This window comes from Citrobacter sp. Res13-Sevr-PEB04-36 (assembly GCF_015672735.1).
Lineage (GTDB): Bacteria > Pseudomonadota > Gammaproteobacteria > Enterobacterales > Enterobacteriaceae > Citrobacter.
The window spans coordinates 13,293-32,065 of the sequence record NZ_JADABY010000079.1 but is presented as its reverse complement, the minus strand read 5'-3'; the positions used below and the strand labels follow the sequence as shown (position 1 = coordinate 32,065).

At 53.3% G+C, this 18,773-nt stretch carries 17 protein-coding genes; 12 read left to right on the top strand and 5 right to left on the bottom strand.

Annotated elements, in window-relative coordinates; all coding sequences use genetic code 11:
* Window positions 1–22 precede the first annotated feature (22 nt).
* Window positions 23–490: an acyl-CoA thioesterase YigI gene (yigI, locus tag IMQ48_RS22175; RefSeq protein WP_005133301.1), complete on the bottom strand. Its 468-nt coding sequence runs from the start codon at window positions 488–490 to the stop codon at window positions 23–25.
* A gap of 164 nt (window positions 491–654) precedes the next feature.
* Here yigI and pldA point away from each other — a divergent pair, with 164 nt between their 5' ends.
* From pldA to rhtC, 3 genes are all read left to right on the top strand, one after another.
* Entirely contained in the window at window positions 655–1,524 is an 870-nt protein-coding gene (gene pldA, locus IMQ48_RS22170) for a phospholipase A (RefSeq protein WP_196210691.1), read from the top strand.
* 88 nt (window positions 1,525–1,612) lie between these two features.
* Window positions 1,613–3,442: an ATP-dependent DNA helicase RecQ gene (gene recQ / locus IMQ48_RS22165; RefSeq protein ID WP_196210690.1), complete on the top strand. Its 1,830-nt coding sequence runs from the start codon at window positions 1,613–1,615 to the stop codon at window positions 3,440–3,442.
* Between the two features lie 63 nt (window positions 3,443–3,505).
* The gene (gene rhtC, locus IMQ48_RS22160) at window positions 3,506–4,126 is read left to right on the top strand and encodes a threonine export protein RhtC (RefSeq protein ID WP_096758919.1); all 621 of its coding nucleotides are present in this window, start codon (window positions 3,506–3,508) and stop codon (window positions 4,124–4,126) included.
* 38 nt (window positions 4,127–4,164) lie between these two features.
* On the opposite strand, the gene IMQ48_RS22155 is transcribed toward rhtC, so the two are convergent.
* Together IMQ48_RS22155 and rhtB are read right to left on the bottom strand one after the other, a co-directional pair.
* A complete protein-coding gene (locus IMQ48_RS22155) occupies window positions 4,165–5,049 on the bottom strand; it encodes an Rpn family recombination-promoting nuclease/putative transposase (protein ID WP_196210689.1) in 885 nt (294 codons plus the stop codon).
* 163 nt (window positions 5,050–5,212) lie between these two features.
* Window positions 5,213–5,833, bottom strand: a complete 621-nt coding sequence (gene rhtB / locus IMQ48_RS22150) for a homoserine/homoserine lactone efflux protein (RefSeq protein WP_196210688.1) — start codon at window positions 5,831–5,833, stop codon at window positions 5,213–5,215.
* A gap of 110 nt (window positions 5,834–5,943) precedes the next feature.
* Between rhtB and pldB the strand changes: the two genes are divergently transcribed.
* The 3 genes from pldB to IMQ48_RS22135 all read left to right on the top strand — a co-directional run bounded on the left by pldB (window position 5,944) and on the right by IMQ48_RS22135 (window position 8,755).
* Window positions 5,944–6,960, top strand: a complete 1,017-nt coding sequence (gene pldB / locus IMQ48_RS22145; protein ID WP_196210687.1) for a lysophospholipase L2 — start codon at window positions 5,944–5,946, stop codon at window positions 6,958–6,960.
* A gap of 14 nt (window positions 6,961–6,974) precedes the next feature.
* Window positions 6,975–7,775: a sugar/pyridoxal phosphate phosphatase YigL gene (gene yigL, locus IMQ48_RS22140; RefSeq protein WP_096758916.1), complete on the top strand. Its 801-nt coding sequence runs from the start codon at window positions 6,975–6,977 to the stop codon at window positions 7,773–7,775.
* Window positions 7,776–7,855: 80 nt separating this feature from the next.
* Complete coding sequence (locus IMQ48_RS22135) at window positions 7,856–8,755, top strand: carboxylate/amino acid/amine transporter (protein WP_196210686.1); 900 nt, start codon at window positions 7,856–7,858, stop codon at window positions 8,753–8,755.
* Here the strand turns inward: IMQ48_RS22135 and metR are convergent.
* The gene (metR, locus tag IMQ48_RS22130; RefSeq protein ID WP_196210685.1) at window positions 8,643–9,596 is read right to left on the bottom strand and encodes an HTH-type transcriptional regulator MetR; all 954 of its coding nucleotides are present in this window, start codon (window positions 9,594–9,596) and stop codon (window positions 8,643–8,645) included. The two genes, IMQ48_RS22135 and metR, sit on opposite strands and share 113 nt — an antisense overlap.
* Before the next feature lie 236 nt (window positions 9,597–9,832).
* Between metR and metE the strand changes: the two genes are divergently transcribed.
* Window positions 9,833–12,094 carry a 5-methyltetrahydropteroyltriglutamate--homocysteine S-methyltransferase gene (metE, locus tag IMQ48_RS22125; protein WP_196210684.1) on the top strand — a complete coding sequence of 754 codons (2,262 nt, stop codon included), beginning with the start codon at window positions 9,833–9,835 and terminating at the stop codon, window positions 12,092–12,094.
* Between the two features lie 103 nt (window positions 12,095–12,197).
* Here metE and IMQ48_RS22120 read toward each other — a convergent pair whose 3' ends face one another.
* Window positions 12,198–13,007, bottom strand: coding sequence for a dienelactone hydrolase family protein (locus IMQ48_RS22120; protein WP_196210683.1), 810 nt, complete (start codon window positions 13,005–13,007; stop codon window positions 12,198–12,200).
* 265 nt (window positions 13,008–13,272) lie between these two features.
* On the opposite strand from IMQ48_RS22120, the gene udp reads away from it, so the two are divergent.
* The 5 genes from udp (at window position 13,273) to ubiB (ending at window position 18,711) form a co-directional block, all read left to right on the top strand.
* Window positions 13,273–14,034 carry a uridine phosphorylase gene (gene udp, locus IMQ48_RS22115; RefSeq protein WP_003828923.1) on the top strand — a complete coding sequence of 254 codons (762 nt, stop codon included), beginning with the start codon at window positions 13,273–13,275 and terminating at the stop codon, window positions 14,032–14,034.
* Between the two features lie 140 nt (window positions 14,035–14,174).
* Window positions 14,175–15,605 carry a DNA recombination protein RmuC gene (rmuC, locus tag IMQ48_RS22110; RefSeq protein ID WP_196210682.1) on the top strand — a complete coding sequence of 477 codons (1,431 nt, stop codon included), beginning with the start codon at window positions 14,175–14,177 and terminating at the stop codon, window positions 15,603–15,605.
* A gap of 94 nt (window positions 15,606–15,699) precedes the next feature.
* On the top strand, window positions 15,700–16,455 hold the full coding sequence (gene ubiE / locus IMQ48_RS22105) for a bifunctional demethylmenaquinone methyltransferase/2-methoxy-6-polyprenyl-1,4-benzoquinol methylase UbiE (RefSeq protein ID WP_096758910.1): 756 nt from the start codon (window positions 15,700–15,702) through the stop codon (window positions 16,453–16,455).
* 13 nt (window positions 16,456–16,468) lie between these two features.
* A complete protein-coding gene (gene ubiJ / locus IMQ48_RS22100) occupies window positions 16,469–17,074 on the top strand; it encodes a ubiquinone biosynthesis protein UbiJ (protein ID WP_196210681.1) in 606 nt (201 codons plus the stop codon).
* Entirely contained in the window at window positions 17,071–18,711 is a 1,641-nt protein-coding gene (gene ubiB, locus IMQ48_RS22095) for a ubiquinone biosynthesis regulatory protein kinase UbiB (RefSeq protein ID WP_196210680.1), read from the top strand. Before ubiJ ends, ubiB begins: the two co-directional genes overlap by 4 nt.
* The last annotated feature ends 62 nt before the right edge of the window (window positions 18,712–18,773 follow it).

The window sequence follows — 18,773 nt, the reverse complement described above, 5'->3', positions numbered from 1 at the left end:
CAGTTTACCTTGTTTCAGGCGCTTACCCCACCATATAAGTGGCGGTGGCGCTGGCGATATAAAGCTGCTCTTCGTTATGCAGTTCCACGCGCGCAACGGCAACTTTATTACCCGCCCGCAGTAGACTGCTGGTAGCCGTGAAGCGATTCCCTCTCCCCGGGCGTAGGTAATCAACGCGGAGATCGATGGTTCCCATGCGCGACATCCGCTGGCGCAGTTCGTCCTCGCTGATGGTTTCGTGGCGCGTCAGCGTACTTCCCACGCACACCAGCCCGGCTGCCACGTCCAGTGCCGAGGCGATCACGCCGCCGTGCAGGATGCTTTGCGCCCAGTTACCGACCATCATTGGTTGGTTGTTAAAGGCCAGTTGGGCAAACTCTTTCTCGTAGCGTTCCAGCTCCAGCCCTAGCGCCCGGTTAAATGGCATATGGTAGACAAACATTTCGCCCACTAATTTCAGCGCTTGCTCAGCAGTCAGTACAGCAGACATACAATCCCTAACTCTCAATGGTTAATGAAGTGTTGATATTATGCTTCTTAGTTGTTGTTTTCTACTTTAGGACGGGATAACTAACGAGGAACGCACTAAGTATGTAAAATGCTATCAATAAAATCTTACAATTCATCAATAATACATTCAGGAGAATACTACCGATGCGGGCGATTCTGGGTTGGTTATTACCAGCAGTCATGCTGCCGTTGACGGCGTATGCGCAGGAAGCGACAGTGAAAGAGATTCATGATGCACCTGCAGTACGCGGCAGTATTATTGCCAATATGCTGCAAGAACATGACAATCCTTTCACGCTTTACCCTTATGACACTAACTATCTCATCTACACCAATACCAGCGATATGAATAAAGAGGCCATCAGCAGCTACAGTTGGTCCGAAAATGCGCGTAAAGATGAAGTGAAGTTTCAACTGAGCCTGGCGTTTCCGTTGTGGCGCGGGATTTTAGGTCCGAACTCTGTGCTGGGTGGCTCCTATACCCAGAAATCCTGGTGGCAGCTTTCCAATAGCGAAGAATCGGCACCGTTTCGCGAAACTAACTACGAACCACAGCTGTTCCTCGGTTTTGCCACCGATTATCGCGTTGCCGGCTGGACATTGCGCGATGTAGAAATGGGATACAACCATGACTCTAACGGTCGTTCCGATCCAACCTCGCGCAGCTGGAACCGCCTGTATACCCGCCTGATGGCAGAACACGGTAACTGGCTGGTGGAAGTGAAGCCGTGGTACGTCATCGGCAGCACTGACGATAACCCTGATATCACTAAATATATGGGCTACTATCAGCTCAAACTGGGTTACCACCTCGGTGACGCCGTTTTAAGTGCGAAAGGTCAGTACAACTGGAATACCGGCTACGGCGGGGCTGAGCTGGGCGTCAGCTACCCCATCACCAAACATGTTCGTCTTTATACCCAGGTCTACAGTGGTTATGGCGAGTCGCTGATTGACTATAACTTTAATCAGACGCGCGTTGGCGTGGGTGTAATGCTCAACGATATCTTCTGATCGGCATTGAGAGTATTTTAATCATTGCAGTTTCTCTCTCAGGCGCTGAAAATAGCGCCTGTTTTTATTTAAGGTTAACGGGGTTAATGTGGCGCAGGCGGAAGTGTTGAATCTGGAAATGGGCGCTAAACAGGTTTTGCAGGAAACCTTTGGCTACCAACAGTTTCGCCCTGGTCAGGAAGAAATCATCGACACCGTGCTCTCTGGCCGCGATTGCCTGGTCGTTATGCCAACCGGTGGCGGTAAATCCCTCTGTTATCAAATTCCCGCATTATTGCTGAATGGCCTCACCGTTGTGGTTTCGCCGCTGATTTCCCTGATGAAAGACCAGGTCGATCAGCTGCTGGCAAACGGTGTGGCGGCGGCATGCCTGAACTCCACCCAGAGCCGTGAACAGCAGCAAGAGGTGATGGCAGGCTGTCGCAGCGGGCAAATCCGCCTGCTGTACATTGCGCCCGAGCGCCTGATGCTGGATAACTTCCTTGATAATCTGGCTCACTGGAATCCGGTACTGCTGGCGGTAGATGAAGCGCACTGTATTTCCCAGTGGGGGCATGATTTCCGGCCGGAATATGCCGCGCTGGGTCAGCTGCGTCAGCGTTTCCCTGCGCTTCCTTTTGTAGCGCTCACGGCCACCGCCGATGACACCACCCGGCTGGATATTGTGCGTCTGCTCGGGCTTAACGATCCCCTCATTCAGATCAGCAGCTTCGACCGTCCAAATATCCGCTACATGCTGATGGAGAAGTTTAAGCCGCTCGATCAGCTAATGCGCTACGTGCAGGAGCAACGCGGAAAGTCCGGCATTATTTACTGTAACAGCCGCGCGAAGGTTGAAGACACCGCGGCGCGCCTGCAAAGCCGCGGGATCAGCGCCGGGGCCTATCATGCCGGGCTGGAAAACAGCGTACGCGCCGACGTGCAGGAGAAATTCCAGCGCGACGACCTGCAAATCGTTGTCGCGACCGTGGCGTTTGGCATGGGCATTAACAAACCCAACGTGCGCTTCGTGGTGCATTTCGATATCCCGCGTAATATCGAGTCCTACTATCAGGAAACCGGGCGTGCCGGGCGTGATGGCCTGCCCGCAGAAGCGATGCTGTTTTACGATCCGGCCGATATGGCGTGGCTCCGCCGTTGTCTCGAAGAGAAACCCGCCGGACAACTGCTGGATATCGAGCGTCACAAGCTCAATGCGATGGGGGCCTTTGCCGAGGCGCAAACCTGTCGTCGTCTGGTGCTGCTGAACTATTTTGGCGAAGGGCGTCAGGAGCCGTGCGGCAACTGCGATATTTGTCTCGATCCGCCTAAACAGTACGACGGCTTAATGGATGCGCGTAAAGCGCTGTCGACGATCTACCGCGTTAACCAACGTTTTGGTATGGGCTATGTCGTCGAGGTTCTGCGCGGGGCAAATAACCAGCGCATTCGTGAGATGGCGCATGACAAGCTGCCGGTCTACGGCATTGGTCGTGAACAGAGCCACGAACATTGGGTGAGCGTCATTCGCCAGCTGATTCACCTCGGACTAGTGACGCAGAATATTGCCCACCACTCCGCGTTGCAGTTAACCGAAGCTGCGCGTCCGGTACTGCGCGGCGTTGTGCCGTTACAGCTTGCCGTGCCGCGTATTGTGGCGCTTAAACCGCGCGCAATGCAGAAATCCTTTGGCGGTAACTACGATCGTAAGCTGTTTGCCAAACTGCGTAAGCTGCGTAAAGCTATTGCCGATGAAGAGAATATCCCGCCGTATGTGGTCTTCAACGACGCCACGCTGATTGAAATGGCCGAGCAAATGCCGGTGTCACCGAGCGAAATGCTGAGCGTCAACGGCGTGGGAATGCGTAAACTTGAGCGTTTTGGCAAAGAGTTTATGGCACTTATCCGTGCGCATGTTGATGGTGACGACGAAGAGTAGTCAGCCAGGCAAAAAAGTGCCAGGATGGTGACTCTCTGAACTATTCCCCCGCGAGTCATTTTTATGTTAACGCTATTTTTTACCGTTGCGTTGGTACACATCGTAGCGCTGATGAGTCCTGGCCCCGATTTTTTCTTTGTTTCGCAAACGGCCGTTAGCCGCTCGCGCAAAGAGGCGATGATGGGCGTGCTGGGTATTACCTGCGGCGTCATGGTCTGGGCGGGCGTGGCACTGCTCGGTCTGCATCTGATCATCGAAAAAATGGCCTGGCTGCACACGATTATTATGGTCGGCGGTGGTCTGTATCTGTGCTGGATGGGGTATCAGATGCTGCGCGGCGCGTTTAAAAAACAGGACGTTGCGGCACCTGCGCCGCAGGTTGAGCTGGCGCAGAGCGGACGCAGTTTTTTAAAAGGTCTGCTGACCAACCTGGCGAATCCCAAAGCCATTATCTATTTTGGCTCCGTCTTTTCGCTGTTTGTCGGCGACAACGTCGGTACCGCTGCCCGTTGGGGTATTTTTGCGCTGATTATCGTCGAGACGCTGGCGTGGTTTACCGTGGTCGCCAGCCTGTTTGCGCTGCCGAAAATGCGTCGTGGCTATCAGCGTCTGGCGAAGTGGATTGACGGCTTTGCCGGCGCGTTATTCGCGGGCTTCGGTATTCATCTGATAATTTCGCGCTAACTTTGTTACCCGCCTGGGGGGCCCAGGCGGAATACGGTTTATTGCGCAAGCTTTTGTAATTCGTCCTTCGAAAGACCGGTCATTTCCATAATTGTGTTGGTATCAAGACCCCGCTTGAGCATCGCTTTTGCGACATCTGTCAGAGCAATGCGCTTGCCCTCTTCGCGGCCTATTTGCTTTAGTTGATCCGCCATTGTCATCAATTTATCTCCATGCTGCGGCACACGTTGTGCCAGCTTATACAATAATGTCTGAACATCTTGTGTATTCCCTGCTTGCACCATGTAGTTTACCAGTACGGTTACTTGTTGTCCGCTCATCTTCTCCAGCGTAAACAGGCGGGTAAGTTTATCCAGCAACTGTGCCATGTCGCGCTGGCGAATATGTTTTTGTACTAACGTCAGTGCCGCCATACTGCGATGTTGCATGATCTCATCATCTGGAATAACCGTCACATCCACCAACGGAAACGGTGTGCTGTAAAGCTGACCGGCGGTAGCCGGATCCTCAAAGTGATCCAGCCAGCTCATTGAACCCTGCCAGGGGCTTTGCTTCCCATGGTAAAAAAGCACAGGAATGACCAGCGGCAGACGGTCGTGTCCCGCTTCAAGGTGACGTTGCATGGCAGCGATAGCATAGCGCATCAGTCTGAACGACATATGTTTGTCTGGTGAGCTTTGGTGCTCAATGAGCACATGTACATAGCCGCAGCCGCTGGTCGTTTCGAGTGAATAAAGTACGTCACTTAAATAGGGACGTAAATCGTCCTCCACAAAGCTGCCTGATTCCAGATGTAGCGTTTCCAGTTTGCAGATTTTGAGTAACGAGGGCGGAAGATGGAGTTCGATAAAGTCCCGGGCGGTTTCTACACGGGAGAGGAAGGTCTTAAATACTGCGTCATGAGGTGTGGTTGCTTCCGCCATTGTTCATCATCCCTGAGTGGTGAATATGGTGGCATTCTGGCATTAGCACTCAACACCTGACAGCACAGAATAAAAGATGTTTCTCCCTTTGCAGCGAGTTTCGCGAAGTCATATAGCGATGTTCAGATCGTTCGCATTTCATTGCGAGCACTATTCCAGTTATCTAGGCATGCCGTGCTGACGCCAGCAGGGCGCCTATCAGCATAAACAACGAGCCAAACACTTTGTTTAGCGCCTTCATCTGCTTGGGGCCTTTTATCCAGCCCGCAATGCGGGTGGCCAGCGTCGCGTAACCGATCATCACAATAATATCGACCACAATGGTGGTCACGCCCAGTACAACATACTGCATCAGTTGAGGCACCTGCGGCATGATGAACTGTGGGAACAGGGCGGCGAGAAATACAATGCTCTTTGGGTTGGTCAGGTTGACGAAGACGGCGCGCTTGAACAGGCGACTGCGCGATTGCGTATTGGCCATGGTGTTCAGGTCAATGGCTCCCGCCGCGCGCCATTGCTGAATGCCCAGCCAGATCAGATAGGCTGCCCCCGCCCACTTCAGCACCTCAAAGGCGATCACTGACCGTGAGAATAGCGTTCCCAGCCCAATACCGACCAGCACAATATGAATGCCCAGTCCGGTCTGCAAACCGGCAATTGACGCCGTTGCTCCGCGATAACCATGGCTGATGGCGGTTGTCATGGTGTTGATCGCCCCTGATCCTGGCGACAAGCTCAAAACAATGGACGTCAGCAGGTAGGCGAACCACCATTCAAAGGTCATGAGAAACTCCCGACTTGTCTATTTTTATGCCACAATACGCTACTGCCGATGCGTTGTAACAGACCCGGCAAAAAAAACGATTTTACTTGGTCAACGAGGCTGGATACCCGATGTTTCAGCAGCAAAAAGACTGGGAAACAAGAGAAAACGCGTTTGCCGCTTTTTCCATGGGGCCACTGACAGATTTCTGGCGTCAGCGGGAGGAAGCGGAATTTACCGGCGTAGATAATGTTCCCGTACGCTTTGTTCGCTTTCGTGCAGACAAAAACGATCGCGTCATCGTCGTCTGTCCCGGGCGCATAGAAAGCTACGTAAAATACGCTGAACTGGCGTATGACCTGTTTTATGCTGGTTTTGACGTCCTCATTATCGACCATCGTGGCCAGGGGCGTTCCGGGCGGATGCTCTCGGATCCGCACCGTGGTCATGTGGATAACTTTAATGACTACGTCGACGATTTGACCGCCTTCTGGCAGCAGGAAGTGCAGCCAGGTCCATGGAGAAAACGCTATATACTGGCGCATTCCATGGGTGGGGCAATTGCCACGCTGTTCCTGCAGCGCCACCCTAATCAGTGTGATGCTATTGCCCTCAGCGCCCCGATGTTTGGGATTGTGATGCGCTTTCCCGACTGGATGGTGCGCCATATTCTTGACTGGGCAGAAGGGCATCCGCGCATCCGTGAAGGCTATGCGATGGGAACCGGTCGCTGGCGGGCGTTGCCGTTTGGGATGAATGCGCTCACCCACAGCCGGCAGCGCTATCGGCGTAACCTGCGCTTCTATGCTGATGATCCGCAGCTGCGGGTGGGTGGCCCGACCTATCACTGGGTGCGTGAAGGCATTCTGGCGGGCGAGCAGGTACTGGCCGGGGCCGGGGATGATGCGACCCCAACATTGCTTATTCAGGCTGAAGAAGAGCGTGTGGTGGATAACCGCATGCACTATCGTTTTTGTGAACTCCGCGCCGCAGCGGGCCATCCTGTAGAAGGAGGTCAACCGCTGGTCATAAAAGGCGCATACCATGAGATCCTTTTTGAAAAGGACGCAATGCGCTCAGTCGCGCTCAACGCCATTGTTGAATTTTTCGACAGGCATAACTCATCCAGCGGACACCGCTTTGCTTAGAGGTTTAATTTTTTATGTATCAGGTAGTTGCATCTGATTTAGACGGTACGCTGCTTTCCCCCGACCATACCCTGTCCCCGTATGCCAAAGAGACGCTGAAACTGCTGACTGCTCGTGGCGTGAATTTTGTGTTCGCGACCGGCCGTCATCATATTGATGTGGGGCAAATTCGCGACAACCTTGGCATTAAGTCCTACATGATCACCTCCAACGGTGCGCGCGTACATGATACTGACGGGAATCTTGTGTTCTCGCATAACCTGGATCGCGACATTGCCAGCGACCTGTTTGGTGTGGTGAATGCGAACCCGGATATCGTGACCAACGTGTATCGCGATGATGAGTGGTTTATGAACCGCCATCGCCCGGATGAAATGCGTTTCTTCAAAGAAGCAGTATTTAACTATTCGCTGTTCGAACCCGCGTTGCTGGAGCCGGAAGGCGTCAGTAAAGTGTTTTTCACCACCGACTCTCATGAAATCCTGCTGCCGCTGGAGCAGGCGATTAACGCCCGTTGGGGTGACCGTGTGAACGTCAGTTTCTCTACGCTGACCTGCCTGGAAGTGATGGCCGGTGGCGTATCAAAAGGCCATGCACTGGAAGCGGTGGCAAAAGCGATGGGCTTCAGCCTGAAAGACTGTATTGCTTTCGGTGACGGCATGAACGACGCGGAGATGCTCTCGATGGCAGGAAAAGGCTGCATTATGGGCAATGCGCATCAGCGCCTGAAGGATCTGCACCCGGAGCTGGACGTGATCGGGCTTAATGCCGACGATGCCGTGCCGCATTATCTGCGAGAACTGTTTTTACAGTAACGGAACCGCTCATTAGTTAGTCAGTTGTCAACCGTGAACTTCGCTACAATGGGTGTATCTTTTGTTCAGAGACATCTATTGTGGCGCTACTCATCATTACCACTATTCTGTGGGCCTTTTCCTTTAGCCTGTTTGGCGAGTACCTTGCTGGTCATGTCGATAGCTATTTTGCAGTGCTGGTACGGGTCGGACTGGCGGCGTTGGTGTTCCTGCCATTTCTGCGTACCCGCGGACACAGCGTAAAAACAATTGGTCTGTACATGCTGGTGGGTGCCATGCAGCTTGGCATCATGTATATGCTGAGTTTCCGCGCTTATTTGTACCTGACGGTTTCCGAGTTACTGTTATTTACCGTCCTGACGCCGCTCTATATCACGCTGATTTATGATCTGATGAGCCGACGCCGTTTACGCTGGAGCTACGCGTTTAGCGCGCTGTTGGCGGTGATTGGGGCGGGGATCATTCGTTACGATCAGGTGACCAGTCATTTCTGGACCGGCCTGCTGCTGGTACAGCTTTCCAACATCAGCTTTGCCATCGGCATGGTGGGCTATAAGCGTCTGATGGAAACCCGTCCCATGCCGCAGCACAACGCGTTTGCCTGGTTTTATATGGGGGCATTGCTGGTGGCGGTCATTGCCTGGTTGATAGTGGGGAATGCGCAAAAAATGCCTGAAACCTCGCTGCAGTGGGGGATTCTGGTGTTCCTTGGCGTGGCGGCATCGGGCATCGGTTACTTTATGTGGAACTACGGCGCGACGCAGGTAGATGCAGGTACGCTGGGTATCATGAACAATATGCATGTGCCTGCGGGGCTGTTGGTTAACCTGGCCATCTGGCACCAGCAGCCTCACTGGCCAAGCTTCATCATTGGTGCGGCGGTGATAGTGGCCTCACTGTGGGTACATCGAAAGTGGGTCGCTCCGCACTCCGTACAAACGGCAGGTGATCGCAGGCGTGATTCCGCGCTGAGCGAATAAATGCTTCGGTGACCGGCTGACGCTGCTCGCCATCGCGCACAGCGGCGTACAGTCGGCTCCACAATCCATCTCCCAGGGTTTTGGTCACCACCAGGCCCTGGCGTTCAAAACTCTCCACTACCCAGTGCGGCAGAGCTGCAATGCCCATTCTGGCGGCTACCATCTGGATCAACAGCAGGGTGTTATCCACGCTCTTCAGCGACGGACTAACGCCCGCAGGCTGCAGGAAATGCCGCCAGACATCCAGTCGGCTGCGCTGTACCGGATATATCAACAGGGTTTCGCTGGCTAAATCTTCCGGTGTTATCTGCGTTTTGCTGGCCAGTGGGTGATCGGGTGCCAGAATCAGACGGACTTCAAAATCAAACATCGGTGAATAGTGCAGGCCACTGCGCGGCAGAATGTCAGATGTCATCACCAGGTCCAGCTCATCCTGCTGCAGAGCCGGTTGCGGATCGAACGTCACGCCGGATTTAAAATCCATCTCTACCTGTGGCCAGTTAGCACGGAAATTCTCCAGGGCGGGCGTCAGCCACTGAATACAACTGTGGCATTCAATGGCGATGCGCAGCCGGGTTTGCTGCGGTTCATTGCATGCCTGAAGCGCGCGACCGATTTGTGGCAATACCTGATTAGCCAGCTGCAACAAAATCTCACCCTGTGGCGTAAAACGTAGCGGCTGGCTTTTACGCACAAATAGCCGAAAGCCGAGGCGTTGTTCCAGATCGCTGAACTGGTGAGACAGGGCGGATTGGGTCTGATGCAATGTCGCTGCTGCGCCTGCCAGTGAACCACTGTTCCGCAACGCCTGTAGCGTTTTCAGATGTTTAATCTCGATCATGAAAGTCCTTCACTTCGGCATGAATAAATTGCGCTTGAGGAATATACAGTAACTGGCAAATATGGATGTGTAAACATCTGGACGGCTAAAATCCTTCGTCTTTTAAATTTATGGTGCGTTGGCTGCGTTTTTCCACCCTGGTCACTTACTTCAGTAAGCTCCCGGGGATGAACAAACTTGCCGCCTTCCCTAAATTCAAAATCCATAGGATTTACATATAATTAGAGGAAGAAAAAATGACAATACTTAATCACACCCTCGGTTTCCCTCGCGTTGGCCTGCGTCGCGAGTTGAAAAAAGCGCAAGAAAGCTACTGGGCGGGTAACGCCTCTCGTGAAGAATTGCTGGCAACGGGTCGCGAACTGCGTGCTCGTCACTGGGATCAACAAAAGCAAGCTGGCGTTGACCTGCTGCCAGTGGGCGATTTTGCCTGGTACGATCATGTGCTGACCACCAGCCTGCTGCTGGGTAACGTTCCGGCCCGCCATCAGAACAAAGATGGATCTGTTGATATCGACACCTTATTCCGTATTGGCCGTGGTCGCGCACCGACTGGTGAACCGGCGGCGGCGGCAGAAATGACCAAATGGTTTAATACCAACTATCACTACATGGTGCCTGAGTTCACCAAAGGCCAGCAGTTCAAACTGACCTGGACTCAGCTGCTGGATGAAGTGGACGAAGCGCTGGCGCTGGGCCACAAAGTGAAGCCCGTCCTGCTGGGGCCGGTAACCTATCTGTGGCTGGGCAAAGTGAAGGGTGAACAGTTTGACCGCCTGAGTCTGTTGAACGACATCCTGCCGGTTTACCAGCAGGTGCTAGCTGAGCTGGCAAAACGCGGTATTGAGTGGGTGCAGATTGATGAACCAGCGCTGGTGCTGGAGTTGTCCCAGGAATGGCTGAACGCCTTTAAACCGGCGTACGATGCGCTGACCGGGCAGGTGAAGCTGCTGCTGACTACCTATTTCGAGGGTGTGACGCCGAATCTGGATACCATCACCTCGCTGTCGGTACAGGGTCTGCATGTGGATCTGGTTCATGGTAAAGATGACGTAGCCGAGTTGCACTCGCATTTGCCCGCAAACTGGCTGCTCTCTGCAGGCCTGATTAACGGCCGTAACGTCTGGCGTGCCGATCTGACCGAGAAATATGCACAGATTAAAGACATTGTCGGCAAACGTCCGCTTTGGGTGGCCTCTTCTTGTTCTCTTCTGCATAGCCCAATTGATCTGAGCGTCGAAACCCGCCTTGATACCGAAGTGAAAAGCTGGTTTGCCTTCGCCCTGCAAAAGTGCGGTGAACTGGCGCTGCTGCGTGATGCGCTGAACAGCGGCGATACCGCAGCGTTGGTTGAGTGGAGTGCGCCAATTCAGGCGCGTCGTCAGTCAACCCGCGTCCACAATGCGGCAGTCGAAAAACGTCTGGCGGCAATCACCGCGCAGGACAGTCAACGTTCTCACGCTTACCCGGTACGTGCCGAAGCTCAGCGTGCGCGCTTTAACCTGCCAGCGTGGCCGACCACGACGATCGGATCTTTCCCGCAAACCACGGAAATCCGCGGCCTGCGTCTGGATTTTAAAAAGGGTAACCTGGATGCGGGCAACTACCGTACCGGTATCGCCGAGCATATCAAACAGGCGATCGCTGAGCAGGAACGTTTAGGCCTGGACGTACTGGTACACGGCGAAGCCGAGCGTAACGACATGGTTGAATACTTTGGCGAGCATCTGGACGGCTTTGTCTTTACTCAGAATGGTTGGGTACAGAGCTACGGCTCCCGCTGCGTGAAGCCGCCGGTAGTGATTGGTGACGTGAGTCGTCCGGAAGCGATTACCGTTGAGTGGGCAAAATACGCCCAGTCGCTGACTGACAAACCGGTCAAAGGCATGCTGACAGGCCCGGTGACCATTCTCTGCTGGTCATTCCCACGCGAAGATGTGACTCGCGAAACCATCGCTAAGCAGATTGCGCTGGCACTGCGTGACGAAGTCGCCGATCTGGAAGCCGCCGGTATTGGCATCATCCAGATTGATGAACCGGCACTACGTGAAGGTCTGCCTCTGCGTCGTAGCGACTGGGCGGCGTATCTGGAATGGGGTGTTGAGGCCTTCCGCATCAACGCCGCGGTGGCGAAGGACGAAACGCAGATCCACACCCACATGTGTTACTGCGAGTTCAACGACATCATGGATTCCATCGCTGCGCTTGATGCCGATGTGATCACCATTGAAACCTCGCGTTCCGACATGGAGCTACTGGAGTCGTTCGAAGAGTTCGACTACCCGAACGAAATCGGGCCGGGCGTGTACGATATTCACTCGCCGAACGTCCCAAGCGTGGAATGGATTGAAGCCCTGCTGAAGAAAGCGGAACAGCGTATCCCGGCTGAGCGTCTGTGGGTGAACCCGGACTGCGGTCTGAAGACTCGCGGCTGGCCGGAAACCCGCGCGGCGCTGGCGAATATGGTGAAAGCGGCGCAGAACCTGCGTCAGGCTTAATTCGGTGCCCGATCGCCGGGGGCGTTAACGCTGACCCGGCCAACAGGAACGTGCAAGTCGTTGTAAGCCCGGTAAGGCGTAGCCGCCACCGGGCGATTAACATTTATTTCTTCCCACCATACTGCGCAAACCACGCCAGCATTCTTTGCCAGCCGTCATTGGCGGACTCTTCGTGATAGCTCGGGCGATAATCCGCGTTAAAAGCATGCCCGGCATCGGGATACACCACGATTTCTGCTTTGGCATTCGCCGCGCGCAATGCCTGACGCATGGTTTCCACGCTATCTTGTGAAATGCTGGTGTCCTGCGCGCCATAAAGTCCCAACACGGGGGCGTTAAGATCGGTAGCGATATCGACGGGATGCCTGGGCGAGTTCAGCGTTTTGTCGCCGACCAGTTTGCCATACCATGCCACTGCCGCTTTTAACTGTGGGTTGTGTGCAGCATACAGCCAGGTGATGCGTCCACCCCAGCAAAAACCAGTGATCATCAGTTGGTGTGCGTCACCGCCGTTGCGTGAGGCCCAACTGGCGACGTGGTCCAGATCGGCCAGCACCTGAGAGTCCGGGACTTTGGCCACCAGGCCGCTTAACAGCGTGGAAATATCGGCAAAATCATTCGGATCGCCCTCGCGAAAGTAAAGCTCTGGTGCGACAGCCAGATACCCTTCCAGCGCCAGGCGGCGACAAATATCACGGATGTGTTCATGAACGCCAAAAATTTCCTGCACGACGATAACGACCGGTAGCGGACCTTCGCTGTGCTTCGGGCGTGCATGATACGCAGGCATATCATCACCTTGAGACGGAATCGACGTTATTCCCGCGATGATTTCGTTATCCGGGGTGTGAACCGCCGTTGCAGCGGGTGGGGATACTGCAGGTGCAAAGCCAGATTGTCGTGTTGTTGCCATGGTATTCTCCGTACCCTTAAGTATTTAGCCAAATAGCGCATCATTAACTATAGACGCGTGCAATGAACCACATTGCCTTAAACGGTCTATCTTTTGTGCAAGGCTTGCCTGTATCGAGTGGTTAATGTGATGTTCATCACTATTTCATGGTAATGAAATGCAACTGTTTTGCATCATAGTGATGACTGTCACGAAAATATGTTTATGCCTTCGGTAAAGTGTGTTTTTGCTTCTTCTGACAAAACCGATTCACAGAGGAGTTTTTATGTCTAAGTCTGATGTTTTTCATCTCGGCCTCACCAAGAACGATTTACAAGGGGCTACGCTTGCTATCGTCCCTGGCGACCCTGAGCGTGTGGAAAAGATCGCCGCGCTGATGGACAAGCCGGTTAAGCTGGCATCTCATCGCGAGTTCACTACCTGGCGTGCAGAGCTGGATGGGAAAGCAGTGATCGTCTGCTCTACCGGTATTGGCGGCCCGTCGACCTCTATCGCTGTAGAAGAACTGGCGCAGCTGGGCATTCGTACCTTCCTGCGTATCGGTACGACCGGCGCTATTCAGCCGCATATCAACGTGGGTGACGTGCTGGTTACCACCGCGTCTGTCCGTCTGGATGGGGCGAGCCTGCACTTCGCACCGATGGAATTCCCGGCTGTTGCCGATTTCGAATGCACCACTGCGCTGGTGGAAGCCGCGAAATCTATTGGCGCGACTACCCACGTCGGCGTTACTGCGTCTTCTGATACCTTCTACCCAGGCCAGGAGCGTTATGACACCTTCTCTGGTCGCGTGGTGAGCCGTTTCAAAGGCTCGATGGAAGAGTGGCAGTCCATGGGCGTCATGAACTACGAAATGGAATCTGCGACGCTGCTGACCATGTGCGCAAGCCAGGGTCTGCGTGCCGGTATGGTTGCGGGTGTTATCGTTAACCGTACACAGCAAGAGATCCCGAATGCTGAAACCATGAAGCAGACGGAAAGCCACGCGGTGAAAATCGTGGTAGAAGCTGCGCGTCGCCTGCTGTAATTTTCTCTCCTTTCTGAAAAGGCCGACGCGTTCGGCCTTTTTATTTTGCGTAGTACCTCGCAGGAAATTCCTTTTAAACTGGACGTTTATACAGCACAATTCTATTTTGTGCGGGTAAGTCGTTGCTGTAAGGGGGCGTAGTGGATATTTCGATAATGATAAGTGCCGTCGTGGCGTTAGCTGCAGGGCTGCTTGTGGGCTGGCTGGCGACCAAAGCGCGTGCCGACCAAGTCCGCGCAGATCTTATCGAAGAACTGCGTGAACTGGATATTGCGCTAAGCGTTGCGCGTCAACAGCTGGCACAGGAAGCCCACTGGCGTGACGAGTGCGAGCTGCTCAACAACGAACTCCGCAGCCTGCACAGTATTAATACCTCCCTCGAAGCCGATCTCCGGGAAGTCACTACCCGGTTGGAAGCCACGCAACAACATGCGGAAGATAAAATTCGTCAGATGGTCAACAGCGAACAACGCCTGAGCGAACAGTTTGAAAATCTGGCGAATCGTATTTTTGAACACAGCAATCGTCGCGTCGATGAGCAAAATCGCCAAAGCCTGAACAACCTGCTTACACCATTGCGTGAACAGCTGGACGGTTTTCGCCGTCAGGTGCAGGATAGCTTTGGCAAAGAGGCGCAAGAGCGTCATACCCTGGCGCACGAAATTCGTAACCTCCAGCAGCTGAACGCGCAGATGGCGCAGGAAGCGGTTAACCTGACGCGGGCGCTGAAAGGTGATAACAAAACCCAGGGCAACTGGGGAGAAGTCGTCCTCACGCGGGTACTGGAGGCGTCCGGTCTGCGTGAAGGCTATGAGTATGAAACCCAGGTCAGCATAGAAAATGACGCGCGTTCGCGGATGCAGCCGGATGTTATTGTCCGATTGCCGCAGGGCAAAGACGTGGTGATCGATGCGAAAATGACGCTGGTTGCCTATGAACGCTACTTTAATGCAGAAGATGACTACACCCGTGAAAGTGCGTTACAGGAGCACATTGCCTCCGTGCGCAACCATATTCGCCTGCTGGGCCGTAAAGACTACCAACAGCTTCCGGGTTTACGTACGCTTGACTATGTTCTGATGTTTATCCCCGTTGAGCCTGCTTTTCTGCTGGCACTGGACAGACAGCCCGAACTGATTACCGAAGCGCTCAGAAATAACATTATGCTGGTGAGTCCCACCACGCTGTTGGTAGCATTACGCACCATCGCTAACCTGTGGCGGTATGAGCATCAGAGCCGTAATGCGCAGCAGATCGCGGACAGGGCCAGCAAGCTTTATGACAAAATGCGGCTGTTTGTCGATGATATGTCGGCGATTGGCCAGAGCCTGGACAAGGCGCAAGATAACTACCGTCAGGCGATGAAAAAGCTGTCTTCGGGGCGCGGAAACGTTCTGGCTCAGGCGGAAGCGTTTCGTGGGTTAGGCGTAGAGATTAAGCGCGAAATTAATCCTGAACTGGCTGAACAAGCCACGACCCAGGATGAAGAGTACCGCTTACGTTCGGTCCCGGAGGCGCAGCAAGACGAGACTTACCCCGATGAAAAGGCGGTAAATCAGCAATCAAACTAGCCCGTTTGGGGTAGTGGAACCTGGCAGAAGGGTAGGGCAAATTGGCCCAATCTGTTACACTTCTCGAACATTTTTTGGATGAGCAGGCACTGAGATGGTGGATAATTCACAAGAAACGACGCACTTTGGCTTTCAGACCGTCGCTAAAGAGCAGAAAGCTGACATGGTGGCCCACGTTTTTCATTCTGTGGCGTCTAAATATGACGTTATGAATGACTTAATGTCATTTGGCATTCATCGTTTGTGGAAGCGCTTCACCATTGATTGCAGTGGCGTGCGCCGCGGACAGACTGTCCTGGATTTGGCCGGTGGAACGGGCGATCTGACAGCAAAATTTTCTCGCATGGTCGGTGAAACCGGGAAAGTTGTTCTGGCGGACATCAATGACTCAATGCTCAAAATGGGTCGCGAAAAGCTGCGCAACATTGGCGTGATTGGCAATGTTGAGTACGTCCAGGCGAATGCGGAAGCATTACCATTCCCTGACAATACCTTTGACTGTATTACCATTTCGTTCGGCCTGCGTAACGTCACGGATAAAGACAAAGCACTGCGTTCCATGTATCGCGTGTTGAAACCTGGTGGACGTTTATTGGTGCTGGAATTTTCCAAGCCGATTATCGAGCCGCTGAGCAAAGCGTATGACGCATACTCTTTCCATATTCTGCCGCGTATTGGTTCAATGGTGGCAAGCGATGCAGATAGTTACCGCTATCTGGCAGAGTCCATTCGCATGCATCCCGATCAGGACACGTTAAAAGCTATGATGCAAGATGCCGGGTTTGAAAGCGTTGATTACTACAACCTGACGGCAGGTGTTGTTGCGCTGCATCGTGGTTACAAGTTCTGACAGGAGATCGGGGATGCCTTTTAAACCCTTAGTGACCGCAGGCGTTGAAAATCTGCTCAACACCTTTCTGTATCGTTCACCGGCACTGAAGTCAGCCAGAACGCGTTTGCAAGGCAAGGTGCTGCGTGTAGATCTCAAAGGATTTTCGACCCCGCTAGTCCTGGTGTTTAGTGAGCGCCAGGTTGATGTACTGGGGGCATGGGAAGGCGAAGCTGATTGCACCGTGATCACGCATGCCAGCGTGTTACCGAAATTGCGCGACCGCCAGCAGCTCACGGCGCTTATTCGTAGCGGTGAGCTGGAAGTGCAGGGCGATATTCAGGTGGTGCAGAATGTTGTCGCGCTGGCTGACCTGGCGGAGTTCGATCCCGCAGAACTGCTTGCCCCTTATACCGGCGATATCGTTGCAGAAGGGATCAGCAAGACCCTGCGTGGTGGAGCTACGTTTTTATGCCACACCATTCAACGTCAGCAACGTTACGTTGCCGAAGCGATCACCGAAGAGTGGCGTATGGCTCCGGGCCCGCTTGAGGTTGCATGGTTTGCGGAAGAAACCGCAGCCGTTGCGCGTGCGGCCGAATCTCTGGCCAAACGGCTGGAAAAACTGGAGGCCAAATGACGCCAGGAGAAGTACGGCGCCTTTATTTCATCATTCGCACTTTCTTAAGCTACGGTCTTGATGAACTCATCCCCAAAATGCGTATTACGCTGCCGCTTCGATTGTGGCGCTACACGTTGTTCTGGATGCCCAACCGACATAAAGAAAAACCGCTGGGTGAGAGACTGAGGCTGGCTTTGCAGGAGCTGGGACCAGTGTGGATCAAATTTGGTCAAATGCTTTCCACACGTCGTGACCTTTTCCCTCCGCAAATCGCCGATCAGCTTGCACTGCTGCAGGACCGGGTAGCCCCATTCGATGGACAACGTGCAAAACAACAAATCGAAGAAGCAATGGGCGGACTCCCTGTTGAAGAATGGTTTGATGATTTTGACATCACACCGCTGGCATCTGCGTCTATTGCACAGGTACACACAGCGCGGCTGAAATCGAACGGTAAAGAGGTGGTGATCAAGGTCATTCGCCCGGATATTCTGCCGGTCATCAGAGCCGATTTAAAACTGATCTATCGCCTTGCTCGCTGGGTGCCTCGCTTGCTGCCGGATGGTCGCCGCCTGCGGCCAACGGAAGTGGTGCGTGAATATGAAAAAACGCTGATCGATGAGCTGAATCTGCTGCGCGAATCGGCGAACGCGATTCAGCTGCGGCGTAATTTCGAAGACAGCCCGATGCTGTACATCCCGGAAGTGTATTCCGACTATTGCAGTCAGAGCATGATGGTGATGGAGCGTATTTACGGTATCCCGGTTTCAGATGTTGCAGCGCTTGAGAAGAACGGCACCAATATGCAGCTGTTGGCAGAGCGTGGCGTTCAGGTCTTCTTTACTCAGGTATTCCGCGACAGCTTTTTCCATGCGGACATGCACCCCGGGAATATTTTTGTTAGCTATGAACACCCTGAGAACCCGAAATATATTGGCATTGATTGCGGGATTGTTGGTTCGCTAAATAAAGAAGATAAGCGTTACCTGGCGGAAAACTTTATCGCTTTCTTTAATCGTGACTACCGCAAGGTTGCCGAGCTGCACGTGGATTCAGGCTGGGTTCCGCCGGACACCAACGTCGAAGAGTTTGAATTTGCTATTCGTACCGTGTGCGAGCCGATATTTGAAAAACCGCTGTCGGAGATTTCATTCGGTCACGTGCTGTTGAACCTGTTTAACACCGCACGTCGATTTAATATGGAAGTCCAGCCGCAACTGGTGCTGTTACAGAAGACATTGCTGTATGTCGAGGGTGTCGGACGACAGCTGTATCCACAGTTAGATTTATGGAAAACAGCCAAACCATTTCTGGAGTCGTGGATTAAAGATCAGGTTGGTATTCCTGCGCTTGTCAGGGCTTTTAAAGAAAAAGCACCGTTCTGGGTCGAAAAAATGCCAGAAATACCTGAACTTGTGTATGACAGTTTGCGCCAGGGCAAACATTTACAACACAGTGTTGATAAGATTGCGCGCGAGCTTCAGGCGAATCATGTTCGTCAGGGACAATCCCGTTATTTATTGGGTATTGGCGCAACGCTGCTGCTAAGTGGGACATTCCTGCTAGTAAGCCGTCCTGATTGGGGTTTGATGCCTGGCTGGCTAATGGCTGGTGGTGTCGTTGCCTGGCTGATAGGCTGGCGCAAAATGCGCTGAATTTTTCATCGCTCAAGACAGGTCGTGTAACGTATACTACGACCTTATTAATTCATCATCTA